15 protein-coding genes are annotated in these 15,000 nt (G+C 64.3%); 4 read left to right on the top strand and 11 right to left on the bottom strand.

Annotated features, from left to right (window positions below; translation table 11 throughout):
- Positions 1 to 505: 505 nt before the first annotated feature.
- Positions 506 to 946 (top strand): hypothetical protein, encoded by a 441-nt coding sequence (locus tag ACD584_RS08960; RefSeq protein ID WP_228438010.1) that lies wholly within the window; start codon positions 506 to 508, stop codon positions 944 to 946.
- 274 nt (positions 947 to 1,220) lie between these two features.
- On the opposite strand, the gene ACD584_RS08955 is transcribed toward ACD584_RS08960, so the two are convergent.
- The 9 genes from ACD584_RS08955 to nudE form a co-directional block, all read right to left on the bottom strand.
- Positions 1,221 to 1,604, bottom strand: coding sequence for a hypothetical protein (locus tag ACD584_RS08955; RefSeq protein ID WP_175611657.1), 384 nt, complete (start codon positions 1,602 to 1,604; stop codon positions 1,221 to 1,223).
- A 365-nt stretch (positions 1,605 to 1,969) separates the two neighbouring features.
- Positions 1,970 to 2,365: a glycine cleavage system protein GcvH gene (gene gcvH, locus ACD584_RS08950; RefSeq protein ID WP_011038001.1), complete on the bottom strand. Its 396-nt coding sequence runs from the start codon at positions 2,363 to 2,365 to the stop codon at positions 1,970 to 1,972.
- Between the two features lie 139 nt (positions 2,366 to 2,504).
- Positions 2,505 to 3,614 (bottom strand): glycine cleavage system aminomethyltransferase GcvT, encoded by a 1,110-nt coding sequence (gene gcvT, locus ACD584_RS08945; RefSeq protein WP_076036971.1) that lies wholly within the window; start codon positions 3,612 to 3,614, stop codon positions 2,505 to 2,507.
- Between the two features lie 207 nt (positions 3,615 to 3,821).
- Complete coding sequence (locus tag ACD584_RS08940) at positions 3,822 to 4,256, bottom strand: NfeD family protein (RefSeq protein WP_076036972.1); 435 nt, start codon at positions 4,254 to 4,256, stop codon at positions 3,822 to 3,824.
- 3 nt (positions 4,257 to 4,259) lie between these two features.
- Complete coding sequence (locus ACD584_RS08935) at positions 4,260 to 5,225, bottom strand: SPFH domain-containing protein (protein WP_070690209.1); 966 nt, start codon at positions 5,223 to 5,225, stop codon at positions 4,260 to 4,262.
- 351 nt (positions 5,226 to 5,576) lie between these two features.
- Complete coding sequence (locus tag ACD584_RS08930) at positions 5,577 to 5,912, bottom strand: YnfA family protein (RefSeq protein ID WP_012437730.1); 336 nt, start codon at positions 5,910 to 5,912, stop codon at positions 5,577 to 5,579.
- Positions 5,909 to 6,733, bottom strand: a complete 825-nt coding sequence (gene mazG / locus ACD584_RS08925; protein ID WP_070690207.1) for a nucleoside triphosphate pyrophosphohydrolase — start codon at positions 6,731 to 6,733, stop codon at positions 5,909 to 5,911. The genes ACD584_RS08930 and mazG overlap by 4 nt, the downstream gene beginning before the upstream one ends.
- A gap of 34 nt (positions 6,734 to 6,767) precedes the next feature.
- Positions 6,768 to 7,568, bottom strand: a complete 801-nt coding sequence (gene cysQ / locus ACD584_RS08920) for a 3'(2'),5'-bisphosphate nucleotidase CysQ (RefSeq protein ID WP_076036973.1) — start codon at positions 7,566 to 7,568, stop codon at positions 6,768 to 6,770.
- The gene (gene nudE, locus ACD584_RS08915; RefSeq protein ID WP_029216848.1) at positions 7,565 to 8,113 is read right to left on the bottom strand and encodes an ADP compounds hydrolase NudE; all 549 of its coding nucleotides are present in this window, start codon (positions 8,111 to 8,113) and stop codon (positions 7,565 to 7,567) included. The genes cysQ and nudE overlap by 4 nt, the downstream gene beginning before the upstream one ends.
- 41 nt (positions 8,114 to 8,154) lie before the next feature.
- On the opposite strand from nudE, the gene bioA reads away from it, so the two are divergent.
- Both bioA and ACD584_RS08905 read left to right on the top strand, forming a co-directional pair.
- Positions 8,155 to 9,573, top strand: a complete 1,419-nt coding sequence (gene bioA / locus ACD584_RS08910) for an adenosylmethionine--8-amino-7-oxononanoate transaminase (protein WP_076036974.1) — start codon at positions 8,155 to 8,157, stop codon at positions 9,571 to 9,573.
- Positions 9,564 to 10,298, top strand: a complete 735-nt coding sequence (locus ACD584_RS08905) for a 16S rRNA (uracil(1498)-N(3))-methyltransferase (protein WP_070690202.1) — start codon at positions 9,564 to 9,566, stop codon at positions 10,296 to 10,298. The genes bioA and ACD584_RS08905 overlap by 10 nt, the downstream gene beginning before the upstream one ends.
- A 208-nt stretch (positions 10,299 to 10,506) precedes the next feature.
- On the opposite strand, the gene ACD584_RS08900 is transcribed toward ACD584_RS08905, so the two are convergent.
- Together ACD584_RS08900 and ACD584_RS08895 are read right to left on the bottom strand one after the other, a co-directional pair.
- A complete protein-coding gene (locus ACD584_RS08900; RefSeq protein WP_175611854.1) occupies positions 10,507 to 11,505 on the bottom strand; it encodes a glucokinase family protein in 999 nt (332 codons plus the stop codon).
- A gap of 14 nt (positions 11,506 to 11,519) precedes the next feature.
- Positions 11,520 to 11,666 (bottom strand): hypothetical protein, encoded by a 147-nt coding sequence (locus ACD584_RS08895; RefSeq protein ID WP_016944149.1) that lies wholly within the window; start codon positions 11,664 to 11,666, stop codon positions 11,520 to 11,522.
- 563 nt (positions 11,667 to 12,229) lie between these two features.
- Between ACD584_RS08895 and ACD584_RS08890 the strand changes: the two genes are divergently transcribed.
- Positions 12,230 to 14,971, top strand: coding sequence for a TonB-dependent receptor (locus ACD584_RS08890; RefSeq protein ID WP_076036976.1), 2,742 nt, complete (start codon positions 12,230 to 12,232; stop codon positions 14,969 to 14,971).
- Positions 14,972 to 15,000: the final 29 nt, after the last annotated feature.

The raw sequence follows: 15,000 nt of genomic DNA, 5'->3' as shown, positions 1-15,000 counted from the left end.
AAGAGCTAGCCGCTGGTGATGGGCGATACAGCCGACGCAGAAAAACTCGGCGGTCATTGATCGGTCCAGTAAGGTGCCGCGTCGAGCTGTCGGCAGGCGCGGCTATGGCACCTTGTCGGCTGTGGAACGCAGCCTGCAAGCCCGAGGTGCTCATCCATCCCTGGGCTGCAGCCCGCCGCAGCATAGGGCGCGACGTCCTGCGTCGGCTGGGCCTGGAACAGGCCGCACTTGCACCCTAACGTACTGCCCGCTGCCCTATTGCAATGCCGATTCGCAGTGTACGAACCCGAGAACCCACAAGCGCGTGCTCCAGCCGCCTGCATCCATCCGCCGCGTCAGCGACGATGCTCTGCCGCGGTAACCCGCCCAACTGCATCCGCCCAATAAAAAAGCTCCCTCCCCGCTGGGCGTCGGGGAGAGAGCTCGATGTTTACGGCGATCGGGTGTTACAAATCAGATCAGCGGTGCCGGGGTTGCGGGCAGCGCGACCGGAGCGGCCTTCTTCTTGCGAGCGGCCGGCTTCTTCTTGGCGACCTTCTTCACAGCAGGCTTCTTGGCAGCAGACTTCTTGGTGGCGGACTTCTTGGTCGCCTTCTTCGGAGCTGCCTTCTTGGCGGTCTTCTTGACGGCCTTCTTGACGGCAGTCTTCTTGGTCGCCTTCTTTGCAGTCTTCTTCACTGCCTTCTTGGCGGCAGTCTTCTTGGTTGCCTTCTTCGCAGTCTTCTTGACGGCCTTCTTGGCAGCAGTCTTCTTGGTTGCCTTCTTTGCAGTCTTCTTGACGGCCTTCTTGGCGGCGGTCTTCTTCACTGCCTTCTTGGCGGTCGCCTTCTTCGCGACCTTCTTGACGGCCTTCTTGGCGGCAGTCTTCTTCACTGCCTTCTTGGCGGTAGGTTTCTTTTTCGCAGCTTTTTTAGTGGTGGCCATGTGTTTGGCTCCTCGTCAGTGAACTATGGAGTTGGAAAACGCCCAGTTGAAGCAAACCCCGTGACGGCATGCCGTCGTCGGGAACCGTCCGCAGGTGATGCGCGACGGGACGGATACAGAAACACCCGCATCGAACGGCGACACGGGTGCGTGATCGGAACGACCGCTGCGTTTTTTGGAGAGAAGCGAACCCGACTCCACCGTTGATGGTGCTTCGGTGGACATCTGGAACAAGCGTGTCGGCCTGATGTCGATTCTGCTCACTCTCTTCCGCAGCAATGTCTGCTGGGCGAAACCTAATCACGCTTTTTTTTACTGTCAACACTCTTTTGCAAATATTTTTCAGTCTGGTGTCGCCACGCGTCGGCAAGCGGCGACGCAAACCGGCGTTGCCGGCGATCACCAACCCCGCATTCGCACAGACGCTTGCGCAGTGGTTTTTTAAAAAGCACTTCTTTTGCGCTGTTTTTTTCATACATGCCGTTCAAGCACATACGCAGGCACTGCGCGCCAGCAACACGACGCGGTGTCTGCGATGACCGCTGCGCCGCCTGTCCGCCAGCTGAAAATTTTTTTGCCGGCGTTGCCGCTTCCGGCGTCGCACAAGCACAAATGCGCAAACTTCTTGCGCCGTTTTGTACTGCATGCGGTGTGGCGCACGCACACCAATGGAGTCGCATGCGTTGGTTCGCGCCATCGGCAATGGCAGTACGACGACTACTTTTTCACCGAGCGCACGCCAACTCCTCACGAGTGGCTCACGCCAGAATTCCGACGCGACGAAAAACGACCGCGCACGTTTGACCAACAAACCGACCGCCCGCATGTAGCGCATCGGCCGACCATCACCCGTGACGGATGCGACAGCGACGACAGCGATCGGTCGACCGCTGCTCCGCGCGCCGACGCCCTGCACGTGCGCATGCATCACCCCCAGCTGGAAAACGACGGCATGCAGGTCTGCGCTCGGTCGGCGAACCACCGCCCGCCAGGCAAAAAAATGGCCGCTCGGAGAGCGGCCATCGGGATGCAGCAGGCGGCGCGATCAGTGCGCGTCGTCTTCCAGCAGCTCGGCGTAATCGTCCGGGGCCAGCAGTTCGTTGAGCTGTTCCTTGTCGTCGATCTCCACCACGAAGATCCAGCCTTCGCCGTAAGCGTCTTCATTGATGGTTTCCGGCTTGTCGCTCAGCGAGGCATTGACCTCGACGACCGTGCCGGTGACCGGGCTGTAGACGTCGGAGGCGGCCTTGACCGACTCCACCACCGCAGCGCCGTTGCCAGCCTGGACGGTGTCGCCAACGGCTGGCAGTTCGACGTAGACCAGGTCACCCAGCAAGCCTTGCGCGTGGTCGGAGATACCGACGGTGACGCGGCCATTGCCTTCGACGCGGGCCCACTCGTGGGATTTGAGGAACTTGAGGTCGCCAGGGATCTCGCTCATGGGTGTGCTCCGGGAAAACGTAGGGTTCGGGGACAAGGCGCTAGTTTAACCAAGGCCGTGCGTCAGGTGCTGGCATCGCGTGATGGCAATGCCGATGGATCGCTGCTGCCGGCCGCGCGAACGACCGGCAGCGGCAGGCTTACGCGCCGAGTACGCCGGGCTGGGCCTGGCCATCGCGCACAAACGGAAACTTCACCGCGCGCAAGGGCACCTGCTTGCCACGGATGTCCACACGCAGATCGTCGATGCTGCCGGCCGGCACGCGTGCGAAGGCGATGGCCTTGCCCAGGGTGGGCGAGAACGTGCCGGACAGGATCTCGCCCTCGCCGCCTGCGCTGAGCACCTTCTGGCCGTGACGCAGCACGCCCTTCTCGTCCATGACCACGCCGATCATCTGGCGGGGTGCGCCCTGCGCTTTTTGCGACTCCAGCACGCTGCGGCCGATGAAGTCGCGGCCTTCGTCGAGCGTGATGGTCCAGGCAAGCGCGGCTTCGTACGGAGTGACGTTGTCGTCCATGTCCTGGCCGTAGAGATTCATGCCCGCTTCCAGACGCAAGGTGTCGCGCGCGCCCAGGCCGGCAGGCGCCACGCCATGCGCGAGCAGCGCATTCCAGAACGCGACCGCATCGGCCTGCGGCAACACGATTTCAAAACCGTCCTCACCGGTGTAGCCGGTGCGCGCGAGGAACAACGCAACGCCATCGCGCGTGCGCGTCTGCAGCGCAGCGAAGCGGCCGAGCTTGCTCGCCGCGCTGGCGTCGGCGGGGTCGAGCAGATCGATCACCTTGCTGCGCGCGTTGGGCCCCTGCACCGCGATCATGGCGAAGTCGGCGCGTTCTTCCACGCGCACCTCGAAGCGTGCGGCCTGTTCGCCGATCCACTGCAGGTCCTTGTCGCGGGTGGCGGCGTTGACCACCAGGCGGAAGAAATCTTCCTGCATGAAGTACACGATCAGGTCGTCGATCACGCCGCCTTGCGGGTTGAGCATGCAGGTGTACAGCGCCTTGCCGGAGGCCTTGAGCTTGTCGACCGAATTGGCCAGCAGGTAGCGCAAGAACTCGCGCACGCGCGCGCCGTGCAGATCGACCACGGTCATGTGGCTGACGTCGAACATGCCGGCGTCGCGACGCACCTGGTGGTGTTCGTCGATCTGCGAGCCGTAGTGGATCGGCATGTCCCAACCGCCGAAGTCGACCATCTTGGCGCCGAGCGCGCGATGGGTGTCGTTGAGGATGGTCTTCTGGGTCATGAGCGCCGGTCCAAGGGAAAGAAGACCATTATCGCCGGCCGGCCATGCTTGCGGGAAACCGCGGGCCGGCACTGGCGCAACGCGCGGCCGATGCGTGGGCATCGGGGTGCGTGCGCCGCTCGGACGCACCCCACCAGCGGCGACCGATGAGTTCCCGATTGACCGGCGTGCGGCGCAAGACGGGCGCATCACGCGCCCGTGGGTGGATCAGGTGTTGGGCTGCACCTGCAGGGTCATGCCGTCGACCGCAACGATGCGCACCGACGCACCGGCGGGCAGATCCGGGCCACTCACCACCCAGAACGCATCGTCCACTTTGGCGCGGCCACGTCCGTCAACGATCGCCTGATCCAGCAGCACACTGCGGCCGATCAACTGTTCGGCGCGCCGGTTAAGCAAGGGCCGATCACTCTGCCGGCCCTTGCCGCGGAACCAGGTGCGATACACCTGGATGGCGACGAAGCTGAGCACCACGAATGCCACGATCTGCAACAGTACCGAGATGCCGGGCACGGCCAGCACCAGCACGCACACCGCGGCGGCCGCGATGCCCATCCACAGCAGAAACGCGCCGGGCGCCAGCGTCTCGGCGGCGATCAACAGCAGGGCCAGCACTGCCCAGGCGACCACGTCCCAGCGCATCGCTCAGCCTCCCGCGCGCGGCGGTAGTGGCGGCACGCGCACCACCGGCGCGTCGGGCTTGCCCAAGGCCTCCTTGGCCAGCTCGGCGATGCCGGCGATGGAGCCGATGATGCCGCTGGATTCCATCGGCATCAGCACGAACTTCTGGTTGGGCGCGGTGGCCAGCGCCTTGAACGCTTCCACATACTTCTGCGCAACGAAATAGTTGATGGCCTGCACGCTGCCCTGAGCGATCGCATCGGACACCACCTGGGTGGCCTTGGCTTCGGCCTCGGCCAGGCGCTCGCGTGCCTCGGCATCGCGGAACGCAGCTTCCTTGCGGCCCTCGGCTTCAAGCACCGCGGCTTGCTTCTCGCCTTCGGCGCGCAGGATTTCCGATTGACGCGAACCTTCGGCTTCGAGAATCTGCGCGCGCTTCTCGCGCTCGGCCTTCATCTGCCGCGCCATCGAATCGATCAGGTCGCGCGGCGGCTGGATGTCGCGGATCTCGATCCGGGTGACCTTGATGCCCCACGGGTTGGTGGCCTGGTCGACCACGCTGAGCAGCTGCGCGTTGATGGTTTCGCGTTGGCTGAGCGATTCGTCCAGGTCCATCGAACCGATCACCGTGCGGATGTTGGTCTGCACCAGGGCGATGCTGGCGATTTCCAGATTCGACACTTCATAGGCGGCCTTGGCCGCGTCCAGCACCTGGAAGAACACCACGCCGTCCACGCGCACCACCGCATTGTCCTTGGTGATGACGTCCTGGCTGGGCACGTCGAGCACCTGTTCCATCATGTTGATCTTGCGGCCCACGCCGTAGACCACCGGAATCAGGAAATGCAGCCCCGGCGTCATCGTGTGGGTGTAGCGGCCGAAGCGCTCCACGGTCCACTCGAATCCCTGCGGCACCATGCGCACCGTCTTGAACAGCACGATGACGCCAGCGACCAGAACCACGATTGCCAAGAACGATGTTGGAAACATGTGCGACTCCTTCCCCGATGCGAACGATCCTTGCCCAAGTATAGGCCTGTGCGTGGGACTGCCCGAATGCGCTGGAGGACGGGAGGCATGCACGTGGGATGATCGATGGGTGTCATCACGCAGGCGGCGCATAGGCGCTGCGCATGACCAACCTTACGCGTGTGCGCGGCGCTTGATCAGTACGCGCGTGATCCCCTCGCATTGCGCAGTGCAGCAGCCACGGCGATCTGTCTCGGACCTGCCGAAGGCAGTTCTTACCGCGACGCATAAGAAGGTGTGGAAAGGCTTTGCCTCAACGTGCAGCGCGATGGCAAGGCACTGCATGCCTGTGACCCACCCGCACGAGCGCACTCAACCGGAGCGCGGCGAGAACATGATGATGGCCATGCCCAGCAGGCAGCAGCCGGCGCCGAGCAGATCCCACCGCGTGGGTGTCACCCGGTCCACCCACCACAACCACAGCAGTGCGGTGGCGATGTAGACGCCACCATAGGCGGCATACACGCGGCCGCTGGCGGCCGGGTGCAAGGTCAACAACCAGACGAACACCGCCAGGCTGAGTGCCGCCGGCAGCAGCAGCCACACGCTGCCGCCTTTGCGCAGCCAAAGATAAGGAAGGTAGCAACCCACCAACTCGGCCACCGCGGTGGCCACGAACAACAGCAGCGTGGTCAGTGCTGCGCTCACTGCGCGGCGGGCTCGTCACGCTTGACGCGTTGCCACAACGCTTCCTGTTCGCTCAGCGACAACGCGTCCAGCGCGGTACCGTCGGCCTGGGCATATGCCTCCATCGCGCGGAAGCGACGCTCGAATTTCAGGTTGGCGTGGCGCAACGCCGCGCCCACATCCACCTTGGCATGCCGGGCCAGGTTGGCGCAGACAAACAGCACATCGCCCAACTCGTCTTCCAGTCGTGCCTGGTTGTCGGCGACCGGGCCACGCGCAAACTCCACGCGCAGCTCATCGATTTCTTCCTGCAGTTTTTCCAACACCGGCGCCGGGCCGGGCCAGTCGAAACCGACCCGCGCCGCGCGCGACTGCAACTTGGTGGCCCGTTGCCACTCCGGCAACCCGCGTGCGATGCCGGCCAGCGCGGAGCTGTCTTTCTCTCCCGCCGCACGGCGCTCCTCGCGCTTGATCTGCTCCCAGTTGGCGCTCACCGCCTGCGCGCCATCCACCTGCTGCGCGCCGAAGACATGCGGATGGCGACGCACCAGCTTGTCGCTCATGCTGGCGACCACGTCGGCAAACCCGAAGGCACCTTGCTCAGACGCCATCTGCGCGTGAAAAACCACCTGCAACAACAGGTCGCCCAATTCGTCCTGCAGGCCGGGCAGGTCGTGGCGATCGATCGCATCGGCCACTTCGTAGGCTTCTTCGATGGTGTACGGCGCGATGGTGGCGAAGGTCTGTTCGACATCCCACGGGCAGCCCTGCTCGCGGTCGCGCAGGCGCGCCATCAGCTGCAGCAGGTGCGCGACGTCGCCGCTGGAAGGAGGTTGGCTCATCGGATCTCTCGTTGGGTGCGGCGGGGCGGCAGGCTTACACCAGCCAGTCGCGCCACGGCAGGCCGGGGTCGCCCAGGGCGATGAAGTCGCCATTGAGCAAGGTGTCGCGGCGGTTGTAGCGGAATGGCTTGCCGGTGCCAGCCGCGAGCAGCGCGCCACCGGCGGCATGCAGCACGCACTGGCCAGCGGCGGTGTCCCACTCCGAGGTGGGACCGAAGCGCGGGTACACATCCAGCTCGCCTTCGGCGATGCGGCAGAACTTCAGTGAGGAGCCCTGCGCCACCACGTCGATCTGGCCCATGCGTTCCAGCGCGGCGGCCGTGCGTGCATCGCGATGCGAGCGGCTGGCGGCGACCCGTAACGGGGCAGCAGCAGGCGTGCGCGAATGCAGCATTTCGTCGCGGTCGCCATCGCGGCGGTAGGCGTTCTCACCGCGCGCCGCATACCAGACGCGGCCATCGACCGGCGCCTGCACCACACCCAGCACCGGCGCGCCCATGTGGATCAGGGCGATGTTGACGCTGAACTCGCCATTGCGCTTGACGAACTCGCGCGTGCCATCCAGCGGGTCGACCAGCCAATAGCTGGTCCAGTACTGGCGTTCTTCCCAGGCCACGTGGACAGACTCTTCCGACAACACCGGCACATCCGGCGTGACCCGGCGCAAGCCTTCCACGATGACGCGGTGGGCGGCCAGGTCGGCCTGGGTCAACGGGCTGGCGTCGGCCTTGATCTCGACAGCGAAATCCTGCGCGTACACCTCCATGATGGCGTCGCCGGCCTGGCGCGCGATCGCGATCACGGTCTCACGCAATTCCATCGGGATGCGGATCATGGGTTGCGCTCCAGCCACTCGCGCGCAATGAACAGGGCCGCCAGGGAACGGCCTTCGGAAAAGTCTTCGCGCAGCATCAGTTCGTCCAGGCGTGCCAAGGGCCAGGGGATCACATCCAGTTCTTCGGGTTCGTCGCCGGGCAGACGCTCGGGGTAGAGGTCGCGCGCCAGCACCAGCCAGGATTGGTGACTCATATAAGTAGGAGCAAGCGTCATGGCGCGCAGCACCTGCACCTGGCGCGCGCCGTAGCCGGCTTCTTCCTTGAGCTCGCGGTCGGCGGCCTGCTCAGGCGTCTCGCCGGCATCGATGCGGCCCTTGACCAAGCCCAGCTCGTAGCGGTGCACGCCGGCGGCGTACTCGCGTACCAGCAGCACGGTCTGCGCATCGAGCATCGGCACGACCACCACAGCGCCGTGGCCCTGGCTGAGCTGGCGTTCGTACAGGCGCCGCTCGCCGTTGGAAAATTCCAGATCGAGCTGCTGGCGCCGGAACGGCCCTTCGCCCAGATCGGTGATCTTGTGGATGGTCGGCAGACGCGTGCTCATGCGCAGCACGCAGCGGCGGAGCCGGCCGATAGAATAGGCAGATGCATCGACATGTTCATGAGCCCGAAATCCTAGCAGACCCGGCAGCCTTCGAAGCTGCCGAACATTGGCGGCAACGCGATCTTGCGGTGGTATGGCACCCCTGCACCCAGATGCGCGAGCACCCGCACACACTGCCGCTGGTGCCGATCGCACGTGGCGACGGCGCCTGGCTGATCGGCCACGATGGCCGCCACTATCTGGATGCGGTCAGCAGCTGGTGGACCAACCTGTTTGGCCACGCCGAACCGCGCATCGGCGCGGCCATCGCGCAGCAGGCCGGCACGCTGGAACAGGTGATGCTGGCCGGCTTCACGCATGCGCCCGCCGTGCAACTGGCCGAGCGGCTGCTGGCCATCGCGCCGCGCCAGCCCGACCGCGCGCCACTGGCCAAGGTGTTCTACGCCGACAATGGCTCAGCCGGGGTGGAAGTCGCCTTGAAGATGGCCTTCCACTATTTCCATAACCGTGGCGAGCACCGCCGCACGCGTTTCATCGCGCTGGAGAACGGCTACCACGGCGAGACCATCGGTGCGCTGTCGGTGGGCGACATTCCGCTGTACCGCCGCGTGTACGCGCCGCTGTTGCTGGAATCGATCTTCGCGCCTTCGCCCGATGCGTACCTGGCCGAGCCGGGACAGAGCGCCGAGGACTACGCGTTGCAGGCGGCCGATGCACTGCAGCATCTGCTGGAGCAATCCCCGGGCGAAATCTGCGCCTTGATCCTGGAGCCGCGGGTGCAGTGCGCCGGCGGCATGCGCATGTATCACCCGGCCTACCTGCGCCGCGCGCGCGAACTGTGCGATGCGCATGGCGTGTTCCTGATCGCCGACGAGATCGCCACCGGCTTTGGCCGCACCGGCACCTTGTTCGCCTGCGAACAGGCCGGCGTGATGCCGGATCTGTTGTGCCTGTCGAAAGGACTCACCGGTGGCTTCCTGCCCCTGTCGGCGGTACTGGCCACGCAGCAGCTGTATGACGCGTTTCTGGATGACTCGCGCGAGCGCGCCTTCCTGCATTCGCACAGCTACACCGGCAACCCGCTGGCGTGTGCTGCGGCGCTGGCGACGCTGCAGATCTTCGCCGACGACGACATTATTGCGCGTAACCAACGCACCGCTGCACACATGACCCAGCTCGCTGCGCAGATCGGCGAGCACAGCGCGGTGGCCGACGTGCGCCAGGCCGGCATGATCGTGGCCTTCGAGCTCACCCAGGGCGGCGACAAGCGCACGCCCTTCCCCGCCGCTGCGCGCGTTGGCCTGCAGGCCTACCGCGCTGCATTGGCACGCGGCGTAGTGCTGCGCCCGTTGGGCGACGTGCTGTACTGGATGCCGCCGTATTGCGTGGACGACGCACAGCTTGCGCTGCTTGCCGACACCACCCGCCACGCCATCGCCGAGGCCGTTGCATGCGCCTGACCCGTTCGTATGTTGCATTGCCGCTGCACAACGGCGGCGATGTCACGCTGCCGGAGGAATCGGCCAACCACCTGCTGCGTGTGCTGCGGCTGCGCGAAGGCGATGCCTGTGTGCTGTTCAATGGCGACGGCAGTGACTACCACGCACGCATCACCGTGGCCGGCAAGCGCGAGGCGCGGGCTGTGGTCGAGCGGGTGGAGGCAGTGAGCAATGAGTCGCCGCTGGCAATCACCCTGCTGCAGGGCATTGCGCGCGGCGAGAAGATGGACCTGATCCTGCAGAAAGCCACCGAGCTCGGCGTGACAGCGGTCGTGCCGGTCAATGCCGAGCGCACCGAGGTGAAGCTGGATGCCGCGCGCCTGGAAAAACGTATGGCGCATTGGCGCAGCGTGATTGTCTCGGCCTGCGAGCAATCCGGGCGCGCACGCATTCCCTCGCTGGCACCGCCCGCGTCGCTGCAGGACGCCGCGCGTGCAAGCGATGCACAGGCGTTGCGGTTGACGCTGGACCCGCACGGCGAACATCGCCTGGGCACGCTGGCGGTGCAGCCCGGGCAAGAGCTGATCGTGGCGATCGGCCCGGAAGGCGGCTGGTCACCGCGCGACCGCACAACGCTGGGCGAGGCCGGCTTTACCGGCTTGCGCCTGGGTCCCCGCATCCTGCGCACCGAAACCGCGGGATTGGCAGCGATTGCGGCGCTGCAGTCGCGATTTGGGGATTTGTAGGCGGGTTGGTCGTGTGTGTGCGGCGCTGGCAAGGTACGCCCTGTTAAGGGCTGGATTTTCTGTAGGAGCGCCCTTGGGCGCGAGGGCGTTATCGGTAGAGCCTCATCGCGCCCGAGGGCGCTCCTACGTGTGTCCGACTAATGCCAGGCGCGTGGTAGCGCTGCGCACCGAACGCATGCCGCCTCCGCGCCCCGCGAAACCCGGGCGCTTAGCGGCCGTGCTGCAGGAACCAGCTGGCGGCACCGATCACGCCGAGCTGGCCATGTTCGACGATACGCACCGGCACCTGCTCCAGCGCAGGGCGCAGCGGGCCCTTGTCGAGCAAGCGTGCAGCGAAGTCGCTGCGGGCGATGAAGTCGGCAATCTGCGGCAGGAAACCACCGGCCAGATACACACCGCTGCGCACGCCGTACAACAGCATCATGTCGCCAACCACGCTGCCCATGAAACCGCAGAACGTCTGCAGCGCCTCGTGCGCCAGCACGTCGTCACCGGCCAGTGCTGCGGCAGTGACCGCAGCCGGGGTGGCGTGCACCGCCGGCGCGTCGCGCAGCGTGGCCAGCGCGGTATACAGCGTGAGCAAGCCCGGGCCGGAGAGAAAGTGTTCGGTCGCCACATGGCTGCGCGTGCGGCGCAACTCCTGCAGCAAGGCCACTTCCAGATCGCTGGATGCTGCCAGCGCGGCGTGGCCGGCCTCGGTCGGCAACACCACCGAGTTCCCACCATTGGGAATCCACAGCGCCGCGCCCAGGCCAGTGCCCGGGCCGAGCACCAATGCCGGGCCAGGAGCGCCCTGGGCGGGGCCGGAAAGCTGCATGACCTGATTGCCGGTCATGTAATTGGCCGCATAGGCGACCGCTTCGAAATCGTTGACCAGGTGCAAGGCCTGCATGCCGAGCTGCTGGCGGATCTGCTCCGGCGCCAGCACCCACGGCAGATTGGCGGTGATCACACGGCCATCTTCCAGTGCATACCCGGCGCTGGCGATCACGCCACGGCGCACCGGCGCGCAGGACAGCTCGGCAAAGAACGCAGTCATGATCTCGGCCAGGCCCGGGTAATCAGCGCAGCGGTACTTGCGGTAATCCAGCACGGTGACCGGCTTGCGCGGATCGTTGCTCTCGCAGGCCAGCGCCAGGCGCACATGCGTTCCTCCGACATCGGCGGCAACGAAGGTTTCGGGGCGCGGAAATGCCACCGCTTCCATTGGGCTGCTTGCGCTCACGCATTCTCCTGATAAGTGGCAGCGGGGCCGACATCGTCCTGCTGGCCGACGAACGGCGAGCGGGTAGACAACGTTGTCAGCAATCGTCCTGTAACGCAACCGTCGCGCGCGTACTGCGTCGCGCGCGCGGCAAATTCCATCATCCAACAAATATCAGCGCTGGTAATGGTGATTCCGGCACAAACTTTAGTGATGTCGGCTTGAATTGCACATCAGCCATAGAAACGGCCGATGGCTGCACACATCGCGTGCGGCCCAATTGCGCAGCGCCGCTGGCGTTCCGCAAACCACCGCACAAAAAATGCTGCATTGCAGCGCAATCGCAGCCACTTCAGAGATCTGTGACGATGTGTTGACAACGCTGTCAACGCTACGCGAGACTCGATTCAAATCGGAGTTCAGGCAGGAGGGGCCATGGACTGTTTTACGACTGTACGGATTGGCGCGCCCCTCGCCCGGAACATCCAGATTTGCGAGCCACGCGTCATGGGACGCTGCACTCGCAGATGTCGCGTTCGCTCCACTGCACCACCACACGGGGGACACCTCCTCTACCACGCGAATTACCGCAGCCGCACTTCGCCCGAAGTTCGGTCAGGCGATCACCGCGATCGGTCAGGGCGTGTTGTTTTGCCGGCCACGCCGAGCGCGTTGCGCCTCACCACGGGCCATCCGCGCTCAAAGCACTAACCAACGAGGTTTAGCCATGCACAGCCGCACCACGACGTTAGCATTCTGTATTACCGCCGCCCTGTACTACTCCGGCGCTGCCATGGCTGCCGGACAAGAACAGCAAGCCGCTCCGCAAGCTGCTCCAAACGCGCCCTCGTCCACCACCGAGCTGGACACGATCACCGTCACCGGCTACCGCGCTTCGCTGGAGAAGAGCCAGGCGGTCAAGCGCTCGGCCAACTCGATCGTCGACGCCATCAGCGCCGAAGACATCGGCAAGTTCCCGGACATCAACGCCGCCGAATCGCTCTCGCATCTGCCGGGCATCAGCGTCGACCGCCAGTTCGGCGAAGGCGAAAAGGTCAGCATCAACGGCACCGACCCGGCATTGAACCGCGTGCTGCTCAATGGCCAGACCATCGCCTCCGGCGACTGGGGCGGCAACCCGACCGACACCAGCGGCCGTACCTTCAACTACACGCTGCTGTCGCCGGAAATCATCGGCCTGATGGAGGTCTACAAGACCCCCGAGGCGCGCATCGACGAAGGCTCGATCGGCGGCACCGTGATCGTGCACACCCGCAAGCCGCTGGACCTGCCCAAGAACACCATCCGCGGCTCGATCGGCTACAACTACAACGATCGCTCGGAAGAAGGTAACCCGCGCGGCTCGGCGTTGTGGAGCTGGAAGAACGACGACGAAACCTTCGGCGCGTTGATCTCCGCCACGCACGACAAGCAGGACCTGGCACGCGCCGGTATCGAATACTTCGGCTACACCACCGGTGCCAACATCCCCGCCAGCGCCACCATCACCGGCGACGGCAGCGATGTGGCCACCGCCCGCGTGCCGGCCGGCATCAGCAGTGCATTCTTCCAGCAGACCCGCGAGCGCAGCGGCCTGCAGGGTGCATTGCAGTGGAAGCCCAACGAGCAGAACGAGTTCAACCTGACCGGTCTGTACATCAAGGGCAAGTACAACAACTTCAGCCAGGCGCGCTATGTCTGCCCGAACTGTTCTTCTCCGGCAGCCGATGGGTCGCTGGACGCGAACGGAAACCAGGTCCAGATCAACAATATGCGTCTGATCGATAGGGCGACAGTACAGGATGGCGTGGTCACGTCTGCAAATTTCGCCGATAACGGTCTTGCCCAACCCTATTCGCAGCTGGACACGATCTATCGCGAAAGTACTGTTACCACCAAAAGCCTGAACCTGCGTCACGACTGGTCGGGCGAAAAGTGGGTCTTCACCACGCAGGGTGGTTACACCGAGGCGACGGGTGGCAAGAACCCCGAATACCTGATGAAGTACCTGATGCAGGATGGCGGCTATAACTACGCCTTTGATGGCCGCAACACTGCGGTCAATTATGAGAATGGTGGCGCGGCCAACTGGGTGTTACCGGGCAATCCGGCAGGCCTGGCACCAGGTCAGGTGGGTAATGTTCCCGGTACAGGGACGCCTATCATGCAGGCCGGCGGTATCGCCTACCAGAAGAGCAAGGACCACGAAAAGTACTTCCAGTGGGACGCCTCGCGCGACCTGGAATGGGGCCCGTTCACCAAGCTGCAGTTCGGCTACAAGTACATCAACCACAACAATGGCGTAGAGGCACGCGGCAATCGCATCAACTCCACCGACGCAGTGTCGTTGACGCAGTTCAATCCCGGCAGAACGCCCAGCAGCCTGTACGACGGTTTGGGTGCCAGTGGCGATCTCACCAACTGGTCGACCGCGAGTCTGGATTCGGTGCGCAACTATCTATTGTCGCAGCCGCACGGTCCGTACCTCACCGACTTCGGCGCCTCGTTCCAGGTCAAGGAAATTACCCAGAACGTCTACACGCAGTTGAACTTCGAATCCGGCCAATGGCGCGGTAACGTCGGCGTGCGCCTGGTCGACACAACCAATAAATCCGAGTTCTGGCAGAGCAACGACGGCGGCGCCAACTTCGACCGTGTGGCCGAAACCAACGATTACCGCAAAGCACTGCCAAGCTTCAATATCGCCTATGACGTTACCGACGATGCCGTGCTGCGCTTCTCGGCGGCCAAGGTGATTGCACGTCCGCGTTATGCCGACCTGGCGGGCACGTTCACCATCAACAGCGGTACCGGTGACCTGACCGCCAACGGCGGCAACCCGGATCTGAACCCGTACGAGTCCACCAACTACGATCTGGCGGCGGAATGGTATTTCGCGCCGTCCAGCATGCTGTCCGGTGAAGTGTTCTATCGCGACATCAGCTCCTACATCGTAAGCACTACCACCACGCAGCCGTTGAATCCGGCACCGCCGGCCGTTGCCGGTCTGTACCAGGTCACCACGCCGGTGAACGTGTCCGATGCCAAGGTCAAGGGCGTGTCGGTCAACTACCAGCAGACCTTCGGTCTGGGTTTTGGCTTGCAGGCCAACTACACCTTTGCCGAATCCGATTCCAGCTCGGGCTTGAACCTGCCGTACCTGTCGCGCGACACCTACAACGTGATCCCGTACTGGGAACACGGCGACTGGACCGTGCGTGTGAACTACAGCTACCGCTCGAAGTACTTCACCCAGATCGGCCGACTGGAATCGCGTGACTTTGCAGATGCCTACAAGCAGCTGGATTTGAACGCCTCGTATCAAATCACCGACTACATGGGCATCACCTTCGGCGCGACCAACCTGCTGGATTCCACCTACCGGGTCTTCAGCAACACGCGTGATACCCCGACCGCGTTCTACAAGAACGGCCGCGGCTACCAGGCACAGCTCAACTTCAAGTTCTGATGGTGTGACGGCGCGCCACCGACCCTCCA

This window comes from Xanthomonas sp. NCPPB 2922, assembly GCF_041520885.1.
GTDB classification, from domain to species: Bacteria; Pseudomonadota; Gammaproteobacteria; order Xanthomonadales; family Xanthomonadaceae; genus Xanthomonas; species Xanthomonas campestris.
The sequence above is the reverse complement of the archived record's forward strand: the minus strand, read 5'-3'. Positions and strand labels throughout refer to the sequence as shown.

Excerpts from the sequence above, each read along its gene's own strand:
- mazG (WP_070690207.1), bottom strand. The coding sequence starts at position 6,733 with ATGAGCCAACCTCCTTCCAGCGGCGACGTCGCGCACCTGCTGCAGCTG.
- ACD584_RS08890 (WP_076036976.1), top strand. The coding sequence starts at position 12,230 with ATGCACAGCCGCACCACGACGTTAGCATTCTGTATTACCGCCGCCCTG.
- ACD584_RS08895 (WP_016944149.1), bottom strand. The coding sequence starts at position 11,666 with ATGATGGAATTTGCCGCGCGCGCGACGCAGTACGCGCGCGACGGTTGC.
- cysQ (WP_076036973.1), bottom strand. The coding sequence starts at position 7,568 with ATGATCCGCATCCCGATGGAATTGCGTGAGACCGTGATCGCGATCGCG.
- ACD584_RS08905 (WP_070690202.1), top strand. The coding sequence starts at position 9,564 with ATGCGCCTGACCCGTTCGTATGTTGCATTGCCGCTGCACAACGGCGGC.
- ACD584_RS08955 (WP_175611657.1), bottom strand. The coding sequence starts at position 1,604 with ATGCGACTCCATTGGTGTGCGTGCGCCACACCGCATGCAGTACAAAAC.
- ACD584_RS08900 (WP_175611854.1), bottom strand. The coding sequence starts at position 11,505 with ATGGAAGCGGTGGCATTTCCGCGCCCCGAAACCTTCGTTGCCGCCGAT.
- ACD584_RS08935 (WP_070690209.1), bottom strand. The coding sequence starts at position 5,225 with ATGTTTCCAACATCGTTCTTGGCAATCGTGGTTCTGGTCGCTGGCGTC.
- gcvH (WP_011038001.1), bottom strand. The coding sequence starts at position 2,365 with ATGAGCGAGATCCCTGGCGACCTCAAGTTCCTCAAATCCCACGAGTGG.
- gcvT (WP_076036971.1), bottom strand. The coding sequence starts at position 3,614 with ATGACCCAGAAGACCATCCTCAACGACACCCATCGCGCGCTCGGCGCC.
- bioA (WP_076036974.1), top strand. The coding sequence starts at position 8,155 with ATGCATCGACATGTTCATGAGCCCGAAATCCTAGCAGACCCGGCAGCC.
- nudE (WP_029216848.1), bottom strand. The coding sequence starts at position 8,113 with ATGAGCACGCGTCTGCCGACCATCCACAAGATCACCGATCTGGGCGAA.
- ACD584_RS08940 (WP_076036972.1), bottom strand. The coding sequence starts at position 4,256 with ATGCGCTGGGACGTGGTCGCCTGGGCAGTGCTGGCCCTGCTGTTGATC.